At 48.7% G+C, this 17,532-nt stretch carries 20 protein-coding genes; 9 read left to right on the forward strand and 11 right to left on the reverse strand.

Annotated elements, in window-relative coordinates; genetic code table 11:
- Positions 1 to 22: 22 nt before the first annotated feature.
- Together upp and ACO6UY_RS03320 are read left to right on the forward strand one after the other, a co-directional pair.
- Positions 23 to 649 (forward strand): uracil phosphoribosyltransferase, encoded by a 627-nt coding sequence (gene upp / locus ACO6UY_RS03315; protein ID WP_422489039.1) that lies wholly within the window; start codon positions 23 to 25, stop codon positions 647 to 649.
- A gap of 23 nt (positions 650 to 672) precedes the next feature.
- The gene (locus ACO6UY_RS03320; protein WP_422489041.1) at positions 673 to 1,962 is read left to right on the forward strand and encodes a uracil-xanthine permease family protein; all 1,290 of its coding nucleotides are present in this window, start codon (positions 673 to 675) and stop codon (positions 1,960 to 1,962) included.
- Between the two features lie 159 nt (positions 1,963 to 2,121).
- Here the strand turns inward: ACO6UY_RS03320 and ACO6UY_RS03325 are convergent, their stop codons facing one another.
- From ACO6UY_RS03325 to ACO6UY_RS03345, 5 genes are all read right to left on the reverse strand, one after another.
- Positions 2,122 to 2,466, reverse strand: coding sequence for an STAS domain-containing protein (locus ACO6UY_RS03325; protein ID WP_422449402.1), 345 nt, complete (start codon positions 2,464 to 2,466; stop codon positions 2,122 to 2,124).
- Positions 2,467 to 2,652: 186 nt separating this feature from the next.
- Entirely contained in the window at positions 2,653 to 3,012 is a 360-nt protein-coding gene (locus tag ACO6UY_RS03330) for a hypothetical protein (RefSeq protein WP_422449400.1), read from the reverse strand.
- A gap of 9 nt (positions 3,013 to 3,021) precedes the next feature.
- Entirely contained in the window at positions 3,022 to 3,471 is a 450-nt protein-coding gene (locus ACO6UY_RS03335; protein WP_422449398.1) for a hypothetical protein, read from the reverse strand.
- 7 nt (positions 3,472 to 3,478) lie between these two features.
- A complete protein-coding gene (locus ACO6UY_RS03340) occupies positions 3,479 to 3,844 on the reverse strand; it encodes a hypothetical protein (RefSeq protein WP_422449396.1) in 366 nt (121 codons plus the stop codon).
- Between the two features lie 230 nt (positions 3,845 to 4,074).
- Entirely contained in the window at positions 4,075 to 4,200 is a 126-nt protein-coding gene (locus tag ACO6UY_RS03345; protein WP_422449394.1) for a hypothetical protein, read from the reverse strand.
- Between the two features lie 273 nt (positions 4,201 to 4,473).
- Between ACO6UY_RS03345 and nhaC the strand changes: the two genes are divergently transcribed.
- Positions 4,474 to 5,901, forward strand: coding sequence for a Na+/H+ antiporter NhaC (nhaC, locus tag ACO6UY_RS03350; protein WP_422449392.1), 1,428 nt, complete (start codon positions 4,474 to 4,476; stop codon positions 5,899 to 5,901).
- Positions 5,902 to 6,152: 251 nt separating this feature from the next.
- On the opposite strand, the gene ACO6UY_RS03355 is transcribed toward nhaC, so the two are convergent.
- The 3 genes from ACO6UY_RS03355 to ACO6UY_RS03365 form a co-directional block, all read right to left on the reverse strand.
- Positions 6,153 to 7,157 carry a phospholipase A gene (locus tag ACO6UY_RS03355; RefSeq protein ID WP_422489043.1) on the reverse strand — a complete coding sequence of 335 codons (1,005 nt, stop codon included), beginning with the start codon at positions 7,155 to 7,157 and terminating at the stop codon, positions 6,153 to 6,155.
- 178 nt (positions 7,158 to 7,335) lie between these two features.
- Positions 7,336 to 8,652, reverse strand: a complete 1,317-nt coding sequence (locus ACO6UY_RS03360) for an MFS transporter (protein ID WP_422489045.1) — start codon at positions 8,650 to 8,652, stop codon at positions 7,336 to 7,338.
- Positions 8,652 to 9,086, reverse strand: coding sequence for a YybH family protein (locus ACO6UY_RS03365; protein ID WP_422489047.1), 435 nt, complete (start codon positions 9,084 to 9,086; stop codon positions 8,652 to 8,654). The genes ACO6UY_RS03360 and ACO6UY_RS03365 overlap by 1 nt, the downstream gene beginning before the upstream one ends.
- Before the next feature lie 380 nt (positions 9,087 to 9,466).
- On the opposite strand from ACO6UY_RS03365, the gene ACO6UY_RS03370 reads away from it, so the two are divergent.
- Both ACO6UY_RS03370 and ACO6UY_RS03375 read left to right on the forward strand, forming a co-directional pair.
- Entirely contained in the window at positions 9,467 to 10,840 is a 1,374-nt protein-coding gene (locus tag ACO6UY_RS03370; RefSeq protein ID WP_422489048.1) for a hypothetical protein, read from the forward strand.
- Positions 10,841 to 10,888: 48 nt separating this feature from the next.
- Entirely contained in the window at positions 10,889 to 11,554 is a 666-nt protein-coding gene (locus ACO6UY_RS03375; protein ID WP_422489050.1) for a metallophosphoesterase, read from the forward strand.
- A gap of 7 nt (positions 11,555 to 11,561) precedes the next feature.
- On the opposite strand, the gene ACO6UY_RS03380 is transcribed toward ACO6UY_RS03375, so the two are convergent.
- Together ACO6UY_RS03380 and ACO6UY_RS03385 are read right to left on the reverse strand one after the other, a co-directional pair.
- On the reverse strand, positions 11,562 to 12,218 hold the full coding sequence (locus ACO6UY_RS03380) for an NAD(P)H-dependent oxidoreductase (protein WP_422489052.1): 657 nt from the start codon (positions 12,216 to 12,218) through the stop codon (positions 11,562 to 11,564).
- A gap of 118 nt (positions 12,219 to 12,336) precedes the next feature.
- Positions 12,337 to 14,016, reverse strand: coding sequence for an ankyrin repeat domain-containing protein (locus tag ACO6UY_RS03385; protein WP_422489054.1), 1,680 nt, complete (start codon positions 14,014 to 14,016; stop codon positions 12,337 to 12,339).
- A gap of 231 nt (positions 14,017 to 14,247) precedes the next feature.
- Between ACO6UY_RS03385 and ACO6UY_RS03390 the strand changes: the two genes are divergently transcribed.
- Together ACO6UY_RS03390 and ACO6UY_RS03395 are read left to right on the forward strand one after the other, a co-directional pair.
- Positions 14,248 to 14,736, forward strand: a complete 489-nt coding sequence (locus ACO6UY_RS03390; protein WP_422489056.1) for an 8-oxo-dGTP diphosphatase — start codon at positions 14,248 to 14,250, stop codon at positions 14,734 to 14,736.
- Between the two features lie 143 nt (positions 14,737 to 14,879).
- Positions 14,880 to 15,353 carry an Hsp20 family protein gene (locus ACO6UY_RS03395; RefSeq protein WP_422489058.1) on the forward strand — a complete coding sequence of 158 codons (474 nt, stop codon included), beginning with the start codon at positions 14,880 to 14,882 and terminating at the stop codon, positions 15,351 to 15,353.
- A gap of 3 nt (positions 15,354 to 15,356) precedes the next feature.
- On the opposite strand, the gene ACO6UY_RS03400 is transcribed toward ACO6UY_RS03395, so the two are convergent.
- Positions 15,357 to 16,172, reverse strand: coding sequence for a TatD family hydrolase (locus tag ACO6UY_RS03400; protein ID WP_422489060.1), 816 nt, complete (start codon positions 16,170 to 16,172; stop codon positions 15,357 to 15,359).
- Positions 16,173 to 16,275: 103 nt separating this feature from the next.
- On the opposite strand from ACO6UY_RS03400, the gene ACO6UY_RS03405 reads away from it, so the two are divergent.
- Both ACO6UY_RS03405 and ACO6UY_RS03410 read left to right on the forward strand, forming a co-directional pair.
- The gene (locus ACO6UY_RS03405) at positions 16,276 to 16,803 is read left to right on the forward strand and encodes a hypothetical protein (protein ID WP_422489061.1); all 528 of its coding nucleotides are present in this window, start codon (positions 16,276 to 16,278) and stop codon (positions 16,801 to 16,803) included.
- Positions 16,804 to 16,873: 70 nt separating this feature from the next.
- The gene (locus ACO6UY_RS03410) at positions 16,874 to 17,371 is read left to right on the forward strand and encodes a copper chaperone PCu(A)C (protein WP_422489063.1); all 498 of its coding nucleotides are present in this window, start codon (positions 16,874 to 16,876) and stop codon (positions 17,369 to 17,371) included.
- Positions 17,372 to 17,532: the final 161 nt, after the last annotated feature.

A 17,532-nucleotide genomic window follows, 5' to 3' on the forward strand; every position in this document is an offset into this window, starting at 1 on the left:
AATCAGACAGTTGAGGTCATGCATGAGCGTACAGGAAATCAGGCATCCGCTGGTACAACACAAGCTGGGACTGATGCGATCCCACGATATCAGTACCAAGGGCTTCCGTACCCTGGCCAGTGAGGTTGGCAGCCTGCTGACCTACGAAGCAACCAAAGACCTCGAGCTGGAAGATACGGTGATTGAAGGCTGGAATGGTCCGGTGACCGTTCAGCAAATCAAGGGCAAGAAAATCACCATTGTGCCGATCCTGCGTGCCGGCATTGGTATGATGGATGGCGTTCTGGATATGATCCCCAATGCCAAGGTCAGTGTGGTAGGCCTGTACCGCGATGAAGAAACCCTGGAACCGGTGCCTTACTTTGAAAAACTGGTCAGTAATATCGATGAGCGTATTGCCCTGATCCTGGATCCAATGCTGGCTACCGGTGGTTCCATGCTGGCGACTATAGATATGCTGAAGAAGGCCGGTTGCAAAGAGATCCGCTGTCTGGTGCTGGTGGCTGCGCCGGAAGGTATTGAAAAGATTTGCTCAGCGCATCCTGACGTGAAGATTTTTACCGCATCTGTTGATCGGGGTCTTAATGACAACGGTTATATTATTCCGGGCCTGGGTGATGCCGGTGACAAGATTTTTGGTACACGATAAGTAACGAATAAGGATATCCAGCAATGAATCATTCAGCACAGTCGGGGGACAGCCTGCACTCAGAGATGTCGCTCTGGCGGCAGGCGCTGATGGGGGGGCAGATGCTGTTTGTTGCCTTTGGTGCTCTCGTTCTGGTGCCGTTGCTGACCGGGTTGGACGCCAATGTAGCGTTCTTTACCGCGGGTATCGGTACCCTGATTTTCCAGCTGATCACCCGTCGGCAGGTGCCTGTCTTCCTGGCATCTTCTTTTGCCTTTATTGCGCCGATGACGTTCAGTATTCAATCCTGGGGCCTGGCGGCCACCATGGGTGGCATTATGGCCGCCGGCGTTCTGTATGCCGCCTTGAGTGTGCTGGTCAGGTTGCGTGGATCCGGCATACTGTACCGGTTGTTTCCACCCGTGGTGGTCGGGCCGGTGATTATGGTGATCGGCCTTGGCCTGGCACCGGTTGCCGTTGGGATGGCAACATCCCCTGTTGAAGGGTTAATCTCTGCTGATCAGGCTCTGTTCCTGGCCGCGATCTCGCTGCTGGCCACCCTGTTGGTGGCGACCATGGCCGGTGGAATTCTGCGACTGATTCCCATCATCTGTGGTATTGGTGCAGGCTATATTGCTGCGGTGATCATGGGGGTTGTGGACTTTCAGCCTTTGTTTGACCGCCCCTGGTTTGCTATTCCGAATTTCACCGCCCCGGAACTTAATTGGAATGCGGTGCTTTATATGATTCCGGTGGCCATTGCCCCCGCCATTGAGCACATTGGTGATATGCTGGCGATCAGTTCAGTGACCGGGAAAAAGTATCTGGAAAAACCGGGGCTGAAAAATACACTGCTCGGTGATGGCCTGGCGACGACGGCTGCGGGTATGTTGGGTGGGCCGCCCAATACCACCTATTCCGAAGTCACGGGTGCGGTGATGCTCACCAAAGCCTACAACCCCGCTATTATGACCTGGGCCGCAGTCATTGCTATTGGTGTGGCGTTTATCGGTAAAATTGGTGGATTCCTGTCAACCATTCCAGTGCCGGTGATGGGCGGTATTATGATGCTGCTATTTGGCTCCATTGCCGTTGTTGGCCTTAACTCGCTGATTAAGGCAAGGGTTGACCTGGGACAGCCCCGCAACCTGGTGATTGTCTCTATCGTGCTGGTATTTGGTATCGGTAATATGGGCATTTCACTGGGTGAATTTTCACTGAAGGGCGTCAGTCTTTGCGCACTGACTGCAGTCATTCTGAATTTGCTGCTACCCCATCGTGCCGGGGAAGATAGATACCAGTCTGCTGAAGTTGGCAAAGAAGACGTTGCCTGAGAAGCGGAAACAGGCGGTACTGTTGTTAAGTAGTTAACCAAATGAAATCATATATTTCTGACTAAGTTGTCAGTCACTCTGCGGCGTTGCAACTGCCCACTTAGCCAGAAATATACGATTCCATTTGGCCAACTACTTAAGTGCCGCCGTTATTATGGATCAGGCTGATGCCGGTTGTTTTTTTTGATTCTGCTCCTGCGTGTTCATCTGGATAAAATACGTAATGCCGCATAACTCCATCAGTGAGGCAACATTGTTGGGTACGTTATATAGCGAGAGATAGAAATGTCCTGCCAGTTGTACCTGACAATGAAGGAGTAATTGCAACCCATCGCTACTGATGCTTTTGAGCAGGGTGCAATCCAGCACAATATGGCTGGTGTCGATTCTGGTGGCATTCTCTACAGCATTCTCCAGAATTTGGATGGTACTGGCATTAAGATCGCCATCCAGAATAATCAGTGTGTAATTTTGATAGCTTTCGAGATTAATGGTTAATTCCATACTCCTTCTCCCGGTGTGATCCCTTAATGATCGAAATAGTAAGGGCTGGGGCTTTGTTTTTGCATAACACTCTGGTTACAGGGTCTGACAATATTGCCAGGCCATAGTTCATTTCAGGAGGTTTTTTTTGTGAGGAATGTTTTGCGGTAATTGGTTGAAATATAAATTATTTTTTAGTTTGACAAATCAGTCCCATGCCAGGTTCGAAGCTTTTTCGTACATCTTGAGCTTGGCTTCCAATTGTTTTACACGAGCTTCTTTATCTCGAAGCTCCAGTTGATAAAGATCATTACACTGGAGTCTCCCCGGTCCGCCAAATTTATACACGAGCTTCACACCAAACTTATTATTATCTCTTACGCTATTGTTGTGCCCTCTTTCATACTGATTATCGTAATCATCATTTCCCATTTCAGCATAGGTCTCCACACTCCATGGAGAATCATCAGCATCGAAAGAACAGGAGATTCCATCAGCAGTACGAATCGAGTCAGCAAATACATGCATGGAAAGCGTCATAGCGGCAATAGCAATAAGTTTCTTCATTTGTCTCTCTTACTTGTGCTGAACTGTCAGAGTGATGATCGCGTCATACGTTCCTGCTTTGACATCTGTCCGTTCGATATGTACGAACTGAGCTGTAGCAAGATACACTTTGTCTGATTTCAGATTGCTGAAATCAGCACCGTCGCCTATCTTGCTGGATTTTGAGCCAATACCCATATAGAGATCATCTTCAAGATTATTAACAGGTTGACCCGATGGAGTATTCAGGGATTCCAATTCGACATGGACAGTCAATGTTTCTCCTGTATTGGAAATAACTTTGAATGCCGTTGGATTGGAAGCAGCTTCTCCTTTGAAGCGAAGAGCACCTTGTGCATCGGTAATTTCGATTCCATACATTGGATCAACGTCAGTAGAGAACTGCATTTGATTATCATCGAGAGCCATTGCAGAAGCAGAAATGAAAAGTGTTGCAGCGAAAATTGATTTGATTTTCATGATTTCATCAAATAATGAATACGAGATCAGCGTTGGTACAAACACGAGTCCTGAATAGATCACGCTCACCGGGGATCGAAACAGAACAGATTTGAAACCTCTGTGGCTTATTTGATGTTTTGAATATAAGAGGTACATCAATCTTCCTGGTGGAATGAGCCTGGATCACTCCAGTTGTATCAATCACTTCACCATCTACAGTGATTTCATAGTCAGACGATTTCGATATCGATGACACTTTGATCTCTACTGTTGTGACTCGTGTCATTCGAATCGCTTCTTCGATATTGTCTTTGCCACCAATGTGAATGGGACTTTGTGTCTGGGCAAAAACAGAAGAGGAGAACATCAATGCTAAAAATAATTTTTTCATTATTAATCAGGGGGGGGGCTTCCCTTCTCCTTGGATTCAAGAGCCATTTCAGAATCAACTTGATCGATAGAAGTGGCCAGTATGGTGGCAACAAAAGCGATTTAAAGTTGGTTTTCTTAAATTACATATACAATTCCAAAAGTAATAAGTTCACTAAATTTGAACGGTGATTTTATCATCTTGATTAATAAAACAATATTTACATTACTTATGAGTCTTATCAGTCACGACTACGCGAGATCCTTCAAGTCAATAACAATGGATGTTATTCGGGTGGCGACCCGGGCAAAATCCAGCTCAGGCCCTGTATCGTACTGCAATGGTGGTGGCTTAAGAGGGTGAACCGATGTTGCCACCAAGGGAAATTCACTGGAGCCTTCTCCCTCTGCCGCCAGCGCAGGGAGACCGGGCTGGCATGGATGGTGTCTGCCTGTGGATAAGTGATCACGCCTGATGGTTGTTGAAGAGGATCCCGATTATCGTCCAGCAGAGCAATATTTTTGTCATTACACTTGCTAAATAGATTGATTGGGATATAAAACGATCAAATTCTTAAAAATAACGTATTTCATACTGGGAAATAGATATTTATATCTGGCTATTTGCCCAGTATCCAAAGGAGTTCTGGTTTGGCTGTATCGACTTCGGCAGAAACGTCATGGAAAGAGCCCGGTTTTCTCCATGCTTTTATCACCCTTGCTGCAATCATTGGCGTCATCAGTGTCGGGCTTTTTGTTCTGGAAACCAGCCTGCACAGCTTGATTCTGTTGTCCCTGATGATCGCTTCCATCAGTGCCTTTGCCCTTGGCTATGACTTTCGTGCCATTCGGGGTGCCATGAATGCCGGGATTAGCGGAGCGCTGACGGCGGTTTATATTTTTATTCTGATCGGGGTGCTGATTGCCGCGTTTATTCAGAGTGGTACGCTGGCAACATTGATTTACTACGGCATTGAATTTGTCAGTCCGGCGCTTTTCCTGCCTGCCGGGTTGCTTCTCTGTAGCCTGATGTCCCTGGCCACCGGTACCAGCTGGGGAACGGTTGGCACCATGGGGGTTGTCCTGATGGGGATCGGGACCTCCATGGGCATACCCGCTCCCCTGGTTGCCGGAATGGTTATCTCCGGTGCCTGCTTTGGTGACAAGATGTCACCGGTTTCCGATACCACTAACCTGGCTGCCATGACCTCAAGGGTTGATCTCTACTCCCATATTCAGAGCATGCTGTTTACTACAGGACCGGCCTATTTGTTGGCCCTGGTGATATTCTCGCTGATGGGGCTCGGTTACGCTGAGAACCCGTTGCCCGCTGAACAGTTGTTCGCCATGCAGGCGGCTTTAAAGGATACCTTCACGATCAATGGCCTGACTTTGTTACCGCTGATCGTTATGTTGCTGCTCAGTATGGCCCGTGTTGCAGCTGAACCCAGCATGATGGTGGCATCATCTGTTGCGGTGGTGCTGGCTATCGTCCTGCAGGATCAGAGTCTGCCCACGGTGCTTAACAGCCTTTATGGCGGCGGCACGGTTGCGACAGGCCTGGAGAGCCTGGATGCATTGCTTGGACGAGGGGGGATCACCTCAATGATGTGGACACTGTCATTATCTCTTATGGCCCTGGCACTGGGTGGCATTCTGGAGCGTTGCCGTTTTTTGCGGGTGCTTATTCAAACGATTGTGATAAAAATAACCAGGGCATCCACTCTGGTTGCGACCACTGTTATTGCCTGCTTCACGGGCAATCTGACCATGGGGGAAGCTTACATATCGATCATATTGGGTGGTCAGCTGTTCAGTGAAGCCTATGATCAAAAGGGTGTAGATCGCCGTGTGCTTTCGCGCTCTCTGGAAGAAGGGGCGACACTCACCACAGCGCTTATACCCTGGACTACCGGAGGTGCGTTTTTTGCCTCGACCCTGGGTGTTGCCGTGATTGAGTATGCGCCCTGGGCTCTTTTAAACTGGCTCAGTCCGGTTCTTGCTGTGGTACTTGCCATGGTGGGTTTTGGCCTGTTCCGCAAAGGCCAGGATCTTCAACAAACCAGTCCGGCAGTTTAAACATTTAACGGGAAGCGTTCATGGTTTCCCTTGTTTCCGGGCTAAGTAGTTGGCCAAATGGAATCGTATATTTCTGGCTAAGTGGGCAGTTGCTATGCACGGCGCAACGCAGGGAGCATAGCCGTAGCTATGTGACCGGAGTTGCAACGCCGCACGACTGCATGGATGCAGGAGATAGAGCAACGCAGGAGCAGTTGCCGGGAGTGACTGACAACTTAGTCAGAAATATATGATTTCATTTGGTTAACTACTTATAACCAGTCGGTCAACATAACGCCAACACTTAGTCGATTAGCGCTATCGTTGTAATCAATCAGGCTTTCACCGTAGCCATTGAAGTATTGAATATAACCCCGGAATCTTTTGTTAATTGGAAATGACCAGTCCAGTTGAACGGCACCTTTGTTATCACTTCGCAAATTATTTCTTAGCGTCATGCCAAGATTGTGCTCCCGGACCTGGTAACCCAGATGCAACTCACCATGGCCCATATACTTTTCAATATCAGGGTTATCATCCCCCCGGGAACTGTTTTGCTGGCCAGGTTTTTTTTCCGGCTCCGGAATCCGCCACCAGGGTTTGATGCTCACCACAACATTGTCTCTGGAAAAAACCAACTGTGCGTAGACTCTGTTCCAGCTTCTGGAAAGTTCTCCGCTGCGGCCATTGGACTGGTGAGTCAGCCCGGCCAAAACCGCATTCAACTCAAATCCCCCGAACTGATAGCTGGTGGGGAAAACCATATACACTTCCGGTTCATGATTGGTTTCCCGAAAGGGGGCCGAGTTACTGTTATAAGCCTGCCACCAGGAGGTGTTGGTGTAGGCAACGAAGATATCACCGTAACCATTGAATACACCCTGGGCCAGGGGAGCTTTCATACTCAGTTGAAACTTGATCTCGGTGCTGGAGAAATCATCAATATTGCGGATTTCAAAGGGGCTTGGGTTAGGGCTTTTATTGTAGGAAATGGGCAGCAGGTAGTTGGGTCGGTGAGGTGTGATGGCAAACCGGTTGTCCAGAGTTTCTTCTTCTTCCTGTAACCGCTGTTCAACGACGTTATCAGTGTCTTCCGTACTTTCAGCGACAACTGTCTGGCATTGCTGGCGGATTTCAACCAGTGTCAGTGAATCATCACCTTCTTTGAGTTGTTTGTATAAACAGTCGTCATAAGCATCAGAATAGGCCGCTATTGGCAACAGGCACAGGGTTAGCGCTGGAAAAAACGTACTTTTATACCAAGTCAATGCATTCATTATTAAGCCTTGCATTTGTTATCTAAAGCTAATTTATACAGGAAATTATCCGGTTGGCTATTGATGATTACCATAAATCATTGGATGGCCTGTGTGTTAACCCGCTTTGCATTTCAGGCCAGAAAATGTTTCGACGCTCAATCCCCTGATTCAGGGAAATGTATTTTGACTGGCAGACTTAAAGGTTTCTTTCCTCATCAAACTGTTCTGTTGTCAGCTGAACGTTTGGCCAGGGAATAAACAGGGCGATCAGGCTGATCACAGCAACAAGAGAAAGGTAGATAGCCGGCCCCGTGGTATTACTGGAGTATTTAGCCAGTAATGTTGAGGTAACAGGGGCGATGCCGCCAAAAATTGCAAACCCGATATTGTAGCAGGTGGCAATGCCGGTATAGCGAATCTCCGTTGGAAAAAAACTGATCAACAATGGCGGCAGTGCACCCGATGCAGTTGCTGCCAGCAGGCCACAGATCAACAGGATCTTATTCAGTTCGGCGTCTGGAGAAGAGAAGTACTGAAACGCTGGCCAACAAGTGGTGGCGACAATAATGGCCATAATGCCAAGAATCAGTTTGTGATTTATCAGGTCGGACAGCAGCCCGAATATCAGACAGAGTGGCGATAGCATCAAAAACGCCAGGGTGGTTTGCCAGGCAACGGCTTCCCTGGGAAAACCCAGTAGCGACGAGAGGAAACCCGGCATGTAAATGCTGTAGATAGTCACGGTTGCTCCACACAGGCCAATGGTCATGAACCCGCAGATAATCCCCCGGGTATGTTGTGTGAAAAGGAGAACAATCGGTATGGAAGCCTGTGCTTTGGTCTGGTCCAGTGCTTCGAAAAATCCGGATTCGGAGAAGTGTTTGCGAATGTGATAGCTGATGATTCCCAGGGATCCACCGATCCAGAAAGGGACACGCCAGCCCCACTCCTTCATATCTTCTGTCGGAAGGTACATTTCAAGCATGCCGTGCACGAATGTCCCGAACGATACACCAATCATAACGGCCAGAAACAGAATGCCGGTCACCAGGCCACTTCTTTCAGGTGTCGTCTCACTGAGATAGGTGATGGCCCCCGGAATTTCTCCCCCCAGGGAGAACCCCTGCAGTAGCCGTAACAGGATCAGCGTGATGGGGGCTGCTGCACCTATACTGTTCCAGCCGGGCAGGCAGCCCATCAATGCAGTGCTTATCGCCATCAGAAAGATGGAAAAGGTATAGGTCTTTTTACGGCCATAGCGGTCCCCGAAGTGGCCAAAGACAACACCACCCAGGGGGCGGGTCAGGTAACCGATGGCAAAGGTGGCAAATGTGTTGATTAATGAGGTGGTATGGTCTTCAGCAGGAAAAAAGTTCTCGGCAATATAGCTGGCCATCAAGCCATATATCAAGAAATCGTAGATCTCCAGCATGCCTCCCAGTGATACTGAAGATGCCAGCTTGTATTGACTGGAAGATGCGGTAATGCATCGTTTGGGCGTTGTTTGAGTCATCAATCCGGTAGAAAGTGGGTTGGTGAAACATGCAGGTGATGGATAAGCCATCTGCCATCGTGTTTTTTAAGCAGGTGAGTGGCTCTCAGGGCCTGCTCTTCTTCAAGCTTTTCTTCCCCGGACTTTTCTTCCCCAATTTTTCGCTGCGTGGAAAGTACCCACAGGCTCCCGGAAACAATGGTGCTTTCATCTGTATAAATCTCTTCAAGCCGAAAATTGACCGATTTGATATCAAATCGCCGGAACAGTTCTTCATACCATAGGGTTAACTGGTCAACAGAGGTAATGGTGTCACCCTCAGCGTTCCAGAAAAGCAGACCCGGATCGGGTTGGTAGTGACCGATGATTGCGTCGAGATCCTTACGGCAATAGCTGTCAGCGATCTCTGAGAAAAACTGGTCTACCAGTCTGGTTGCCAGGTCGAGGTCAGCCATGGCTGTTTTCTCCCCTGTCAATGGAGTTCAATGGCAATCGGGTTTGGAACATCGATTAAGAATAGCCCCCGTTTTGACAGCCGAATAAAACAATATGACTGATAATGCAAAATCGATGGTTGTGTTGGAGTTAAAGCCCAGGCTTTGGAGAGGTCTTATATACCGTTAAGAAATAATGCTGCTTTCATGTGGCTGACTAAACCATCAGCATCTATCTTACTTAGCATTCCTGAGACCTGTTGCTGCGAGCATTGGATACGGATATTGGTGTTGACCCTGGCTGACATAATAGTTTGCCGCCTTATGGGGTGTTCATCCCCGGGAAGTCTGCTCACAACGGTTTCCAGTCATGGCAACAATTCCAGAAAAGAAAGCTTATTATGAAAACAATGACCTTGTCCTGGGTTTCGCTGGTGCTTCTGCTGTTGGTTAGCCCGTTGATTGTGGCTGAAAACCGGCTCGATCCCATAAAAAAGTATATCCACAAGCATTTTGCCGATCAGCTGGAGATTACCCGGGAGCAAATAGAGCAACTCTCATGGGTGCTGGCTAATCCAGTGGTTACACCGGAGTTATCTACACAGTGGTCATCGGCGGCCATCCATCGGGAGGTGTCAAGAGCACTGTCCCGATTATATTGCCTGCAGCTGTTAAGAAACGGCTCACATGAGGCCTATAAGGCATTTGTGGCACCTCAGACTGACCCTGATACTCCCAGGTTGTCAGAGCCATCGTTCCAGCAGCTGTCCAGGGAGATTGCGGGGCTGGACGCTGTCTCTTATGAAGTTCTCCGGGCAACAGCCATTCTCGATGCAGTCACTTTATCGCCGGAGGCACGTAAGCGCGCTGCTAAAGCTCTGGCTAAGCCTGTTCCTGAAAATTCGGTGGATTTCCTATCGGTTACAGCACCCTATGCTGAGAAGATCTACCCGCTGGCTCGCTCGATTATTACCAAACACCCTTCAGCTGCCCGGTTGTTTGAAATTGTCTATCTGCCTCATAGCCACCTTCGCCATATGATGTATAACGAGGGCTCTTTGTCCATGTATACCGTGCTTAACTCCGGGATACAGAACAAGAGCATCAGTCACGATGATATGAATCTATGGTACGACCATTGGGTGGTGAATATTGCCGGATTCCGTGGCCATTTGGAGGCAAAAGGCTCCGTTTATCTCACCCAGAATACCTGGCGGTCCATGAATCAACTGAAGTTACTGCTGGACAGGCTGTCCAGGGAGCCGAAGCTGAACCCCATGCAGGTCTACCTGCAAAAGCGGGGGCAATGGTTGCAACTGAATACGTTGACCAGAAATCCCAGTGAGTTTCTTGCCCTTGCCTCCCTGGGGGCCACTGCAAGGTTGTTTACACCGGCCGAAGGCAGTGCGTTATACGCCAGCTTTAAAAGTCTGCCAGAGGATCAGCAGAAGCAGTGGGTTCAGTACAGCAAACGGCAATTAACGGCTTTGGCTACACCACCCGCAACCTATGGGCCTGCCGTTTATGCCAATGCCATTGCTGTGGCCGGGTTACCGGAAACCGTTCGTAAAGTGCTGCCAGTGATGCTCAGGTTTTATCAACAGGCGGAACAGATGAGGGCTGAAGGCCAGTTAGCTGCTGATATGCCCTTGTCGTTCAGGGAGCTGGCCCGGGAGCCGATGCTTAACAACATTCTGACCAGTCACCGGCAATTCACCACCGTCATCAATCCCGATGATGGCGTGGCTAAACTGGTAATGAAGGATAAACCGTAAACGTGGATGTACACACCTGAACGCTAATCAGAAATCCAGGGAGGATTTATGTTTTACCAGCATTTTCGTCAGAATATCGTTGGCCGTGATTTTGTTATTGGTGATTTGCATGGCATGTACGATCTCCTGATGTCCTCACTGGCCAACGTCGGTTTTGACCGGGAAAAGGATCGTTGTTTCAGTTGTGGCGACCTGATCGACCGGGGACCCGCTTCCGAGAAGTGCCTCTCTCTGATGGAGGAGCCATGGTTCCACTGTGTTCGTGGCAATCATGAGCAGTGCATGATTGATACGGTCAGACACCCATCCGCCCATGAGATTGCCCAATGGGTGCTTTGTGGCGGTGACTGGCATCTGCAAGTCTCATCAGAAAGAATGAACAGGTATGCGGACATGGCTTCTGAACAGCCGGTTCTGATCTCGGTTGATCTTCCTGGCGACAGGCAGGTGGCCATTTGCCATGCTGAGTACCCGTTGCCGGTCTGGAATCCAGAGAAAATAGCATCTGATCCGGACCTGGTCCGGGCGATGCAATGGTCCAGGACCCGGATTCAAAGTGAGGATGATTCTGTGGTTGCCGGTATTGACCACATCTTCTGTGGTCATACCATTGTTGATCAACCGGTTACCCTGGGAAATACTCACTTTATCGATACCGGTGGCTTTGAGAGCAACTGCCTGACGCTGTTATGCCTCAGTGAGCTTGCTGAGTGACCGGGGATTAATGCCACTCGACAACTGCCGCCTGCCGGTGGCGGGTTTTTGGGTAAGGCTCGTTTTCCCGGTATCCAAAGGCGACCATCACACTGACGCCAAACTCCCCGCTATCCAGCAGACCCTCCTGTGCCATCAGTGGCTCCAGCCGGTCACGGTTGAAACCTTCAATCGGGCAGGAGTCAATGCCAATCTGGGCGGCTACGCTCATCATATTACCAAGGGCGATATAGGTCTGTTTACAGGCCCAGTCAAACATGGCCCTGGGTGACTCGGTCAGCCGGAAGTCACTGTTTTGAAAGTCGCGGTAGAACTCGCTGATCATATCCACGACATCTTCAGGCAGCTGTTTAACAGTGCGCATGTGATCCAGGATGTATTCGGACTCATAATGCATGCTATTTTCTTTGCGGGCCAGAATGATGACAAAGTGACTGGCGGTGGGTAATTGTCCCTGGGCTCCCCAGCTGACGGTTTTGATCTTTTCCCTTAACTCAGGATTTTGGATGACCAGAAACTTCCAGGGTTCAAAACCAAATGAGCTGGGAGAAAGGCGCCCGGCATCCAGAATGAAATTAAAATCCTCATCGGGTATTTTCCGGCTGACATCAAAGCTTTTGCAGGCGTGACGGAAATTGAAGGCATCCAGAATTTGTTTACGCATGTCGGTGTTCATTGTTCAGACCCTATACAACAATAGTCGAGAGCTGCATTCTATTGGCATCAGGTTAAAATAGGAAGAAATCACAGAAATGACAGGCCTGACTTGCAAATTTCAGCACTTAAACAATACTCAAATCCCGAAAATCCGCTGCCAGACTGATTTCAGAAGCCGGTGCCCCATGACTCAAGAGTTCTATAACCAAAGTCGAACGTTTCAGACGATTTGCTAATGCCAGAGGCGTTTCTCCGTTATCAAAAACACCACAAAGGTCAGCACCGCCATGAATCAGCTTCAATAAAATCCCGGCATTGTTATGTACAATTGCCAGTCGCAGTGCCAACCCGTGAAGGGCATTAATCTCTGCGCCGGAATCAATCAGAAACTGAGTGATTGGACTCCTACCCAAATGCACGGCAAATGCCAGCGGAGAGATAACAAACTGCTCCCTGCACCTGAATAACTCATGGGGCATTACATTTGCCCGGGGTATAGAATAATTTGGAGAACAATTCACCGACGCGTGGAAATGCTCAACCAGCTCTCTGACATGGTCGATATTATTGGCGATAATGGCCTGGGTCAGCGGTGTAAGACCTCGAAAATCGGCGTTATCAATCCCGGAGCCCAGCTCGATAAGTGCCTTGATGCAGTCCTGCTGCCAGGCAAAAGTAGCAATGCACAGAGGGCTGAGGCTTCTTTTGCCATTGGACAATACCGTGGATTCCAGACTGGCACCAGCATCTACCAGTAAATGAATCATTTCAACACAGCCGTATTCAGCTGCGTACCCAAGAGCGGTCTGAACATCGTAAGGCTTATCAACCTCGGCACCGTTGGCAAGTAACAACTTGACGGTCTCCAGTTGATTATATCTGGCTGCACTGCAGATTATCCACCCATCCATGGCGTTGACATCGACTTTATGGGTGATCAAGAGTTTAACGATATCCAGCTTGCCAAATCCAATAGCAACCCACAGTGCCTCACCAGTGACTTTGGCTTCTTTCGATATTAACAACTCAACCAGTTGTGCAGCAGACTCCGAAGTAACAGAACTGACAAGAGGGGTATACCGAATTAACCTGTCGCGCAAAATGATCTCTAGCGTATGGTTAATGTCAGCTCCGTTATCGATCAATTTCCGAACCACATTGACGTGGCCATGACGAGTGGCGAACAAGAGTGATGAATTTAAATCTTTGGCACCGCGCTCAATCAAACAGCTGACCAACTCCACGAAGCCTTCGGTGGCGGCCAGTTCAATGGGAGAAAGTTTACCGAACGCCTCTGGCAAATTAATATCGACCCCCTGGTCAAGTAGAAACTTGACAATCGGTACATGCCCGTTGAGGGAGGCAACATGAATGGGCCTATAGTGTCCCAAGCGGTCCTCAAGCTTAATTTTTCCGGAAATCAGCGATGGGTCCTTCTCTACTGCACCGATCACTGTAGCGACATTTCCGTCCTGACAAGCTTTGAACAGCTGCAGTTTCAGGCTTTCAGAACGGCTTGCCAGAGATGAGTATCGGTCATCATTCAAAGCAACAATATCAAGAGTTTTGGGCGTTGTATCGCAAAGGATGCAAGTCCAGTCACCCAGCTGGCGACTATCAATCCAGATATCATTGCAGGCGTTATGGAATCTGTGCTGACATGGCAATATCACAACAGACCGTCCACTGAACAATGGGTCCCTGCATACAATGCATTTTTCAGGAGCTGACTCGGGCAGAGCACTCGCTGCTGACGGAGAGCCCGGCAAAGAACCGGGCAACAACTCTGAATGAATTGGATTCATTGTTAAACTCCTGGATTAGTCCAAGACAATTAAGTGCCTCATGAGCCGGGAAAAGAACTCAAGCTGCCAGGCACCGCGTTATCGCTGTTGTTGCATGACCTTTTGGCTCCTTTGCCAATGCAAGACTAGCGCAGAAAAGCGTTTATACCCACACACAAAAACATGACCAATAATGCTGCCTCCCAACGCGCAGCTGAGGTATGTTAATTATCTTTAAGCAGGAATTGATTGATGCAATCATTGCAGGATATTGACTGGAGCTCCTGGCAGGCCAAAGACCCCGCTACGCTGACATTTGTTATCAAGGATGGGCAAATTCTGCTGATTCGTAAAAAGCGTGGCCTGGGGGCCGGAAAAATCAATGGGCCGGGAGGACGACTTGAAGCCGGTGAATCCCTGCTGGAGTGCGCTATCCGCGAAGTGCAGGAGGAACTGTGCATCACCCCGGTGAATCCTGAGTTCTGTGGAGAGAGCTGTTTCCAGTTTACCGATGGCTACTCTATTCACGTGCATACCTATGTGGCAAGGGATTTTACCGGCTCACCGGCAGAGACGGATGAGGCCATACCGCTGTGGTTCTCCCTTGATCAGATCCCCTATGAAGAAATGTGGGCAGACGACATTATCTGGTTACCTGAAATGCTGAAGGGGAACAGGTTCAAAGGACGCTATCTGTTCGATGGTGACCGGATGCTGGATTACCACCTGGATATTTTTTAAAAAAAATAACATACAGGGGTTGGAATCGAATTAAACGTACATATATTAGGGATAACAGTGGCTCAAAGCAGCACTGTCAACCAAGGCTTGTTCATAATGAAAAGCCGATTTGATCAACATATTGCTCTATTGAGGATATGACTATGCGTACCTTTGATTTTGATTTCACTCCCCTGTACCGTTCTGCTATTGGCTTTGACCGGATGGCTCACCTTCTGGAGTCCATGAATGCCGGGCATTCCCAGACACCCCGGAATAATGGCTACCCTCCTTACAATATCGAACTGCTGGATGAGAACGAATACCGTATCACCATGGCGGTTGCCGGCTTTGCCGAAGATGAACTGGAAATAGAAAGCCGTGAGGGTGTACTGATTGTCCAGGGCAAGAAAACGCCAGACGATGCAGAGCGCAAATACCTCTACCAGGGCATTGCCGAGCGTAACTTTGAGCGCCGTTTCCAGCTGGCCGACTACGTCCGTGTCACCGGTGCGACCATAGATAATGGTCTTTTGCATATTGATCTGGAACGTGAAATTCCAGAGGCGATGAAGCCAAGAAAAATCAATATCGGTAAGAACAAGCTGTTGGAAGCTGAAGCCGCCGATGGTGCTTAACCATCATATTCTGAATAGCGTAAGACAGTTATGAGAGGTGGCTTCTGCCACCTCCGGCAAAGAGATTCCTCGTAGTTCCGCCAGGCACTCAGCCACCAGTTTCACTCTTCCCGGCTCATTTCTCTGTCCCTGATAGCCATTCAATGGCATATCCGGAGCGTCTGTCTCAAGCACAATGCTGTCGATTGGCATAGTGGCTGCCAAGTGTCGTGTTTTACGGGCTCTCGGGTAGGTGATACCGCCACCAAACCCCAGCTTAAAGCCTAACTTCAGATATTCTCCGGCCTGTTGTTCACTACCGGAAAATCCGTGAATAATCCCGGCCCGTTCTGGTTTGTATCGTCGCAGTACTTTTAAAATATCATCATGACTTTTCCGGCCATGAATAATCAGTGGCATCTGGTGCAGACAGGCCAGTTTAACCTGGCCAGTGAACAGCTCGAGTTGTTTGGCCTTTGTCTGGGGAGTCGTGTTCCGGTCAAAAAAATCCAGCCCGGTTTCCCCTATGGCAACGACCCCGGCGGGACGTTGTTGTAATAGCGTATCCAATACATTCAGATGTTCGGGATGATGTTCAGAAATAAACCAGGGATGCAGACCAAGGGCCGTTACAATACTTACGGGACTCACTTGCGACAGTAATTCTGACTCATTAATCAGGGAAGGCCATTCCACCTGTTGAGTGGCAGGGATGCAGATGTGACTGACTGCTGCCTTTTCTGCCTGACTCAACACCTGTAAACGATCCTCATCAAAGACTGAAAAATTAAGATGGCAATGGCTGTCGAACAGAGACAGCGTATCGTTCTCTTTTGTCACAGCTGATTTTTCCTCTAAAAATGAATTTCAGGAGAATGTTCTTCTGTTTTCCGTTAGTAAAAAGCCTATAATGCCCACCTGCAAGTCAATTTTGATTCAAATAATGATGAAAAACCTGTCAAGGCACTTATTCCGGCTTCTCCTTCCGATAGCATTATTACTTGGCTTACTGCTGGTATTTTACGGATCCCGCTTGTTGAACAAGAGTGAAAATTTCGTCGATAAACAAAGGTTTCAAACGGTTGCTTATTGCAACACGTACAAAGGGTGTCAGAGCAAGCTAGGGAATGGTTCGATCACGCTTAATATTTTGCCGGCGTCCATACCGACGGGGCAGCCACTGGCTATCAGGGCAGAAGTTTCAGGGCTTGCTGCTGAAAAGGTCAGCATGGAGTTCGTCGGGCGTGATATGCCCATGGGGTTGATGCCATTCAATTTACAGAAACAATCTGGACATTTTGCAGACACTGAACTGTATACTGGTACCGGCAATATCGCTTTTTGTGCCACCGACCGCAACATGGTCTGGATCGCCAGGCTGAAAATGGAAACCAGAGAAGCGGTATATGATGTTCTTTTTGAACTGGACCCTTTAGAAGCAAACTCACAGCAGATTGCTATCCTCCCATAATACTTCTAATGAATAGTGGAGTTGATTAATGAAAAGCGGAACGATTTTGTATGCTAAGGCAGTCAGGGTTATGGGAACAATCGTACATAGTGCGATGGCTTTGATGATGCTATTGACTGCGCACACTGCAATGGCTGCACAGGGCGGGCACAGTCATGCTCGCTCAAAAGAGCACTCTGAACCAGCGTTGCAGTTACTGAACGCCAGTGCCCGTGCAACCAAGCCGGGTATGTCCTCATCAGCTGCTTATATGACCATCTACAATGGTACTGATCAGGCCGTACAGATTCGCTCATTGAGCAGCCCAGTTGCCGGGAAAACAGAGCTTCATACCACAGAAATGAACAATGGCATGATGAAAATGCGCCGTGTGGATAACCTTACCATCAACCCGGGCGACAGGTTGGAGCTAAAGCCCGGTGGCTATCATGTTATGTTGATGGGCCTTAACAAGCCTATAGCCAAAAACAGTAAAGTGCCGGTGACGATCACTTTCAGTAATGGTGATCAGAAGACAGTGGTTGCTCATGCCACGGATGAGATCAAAGGCCAGCATATGGCGCATTGAGTAAGGAGCTGTCCTGAAATAATTTCCACATTTCTGAGTTTCAAAACTCCGTTCGTCCTGAGCCTGTCGAAGGGCGTGAACTCCGGCCTCATGTATTGTGCCAATCACCCTTCGATACTTCGACAAGCTCAGCACTCAGGATGAACGGAGATCGAGTCCAA

It is taken from the genome of Endozoicomonas sp. ALE010, assembly GCF_049310165.1.
In the GTDB taxonomy this organism is placed as follows: domain Bacteria; phylum Pseudomonadota; class Gammaproteobacteria; order Pseudomonadales; family Endozoicomonadaceae; genus Endozoicomonas.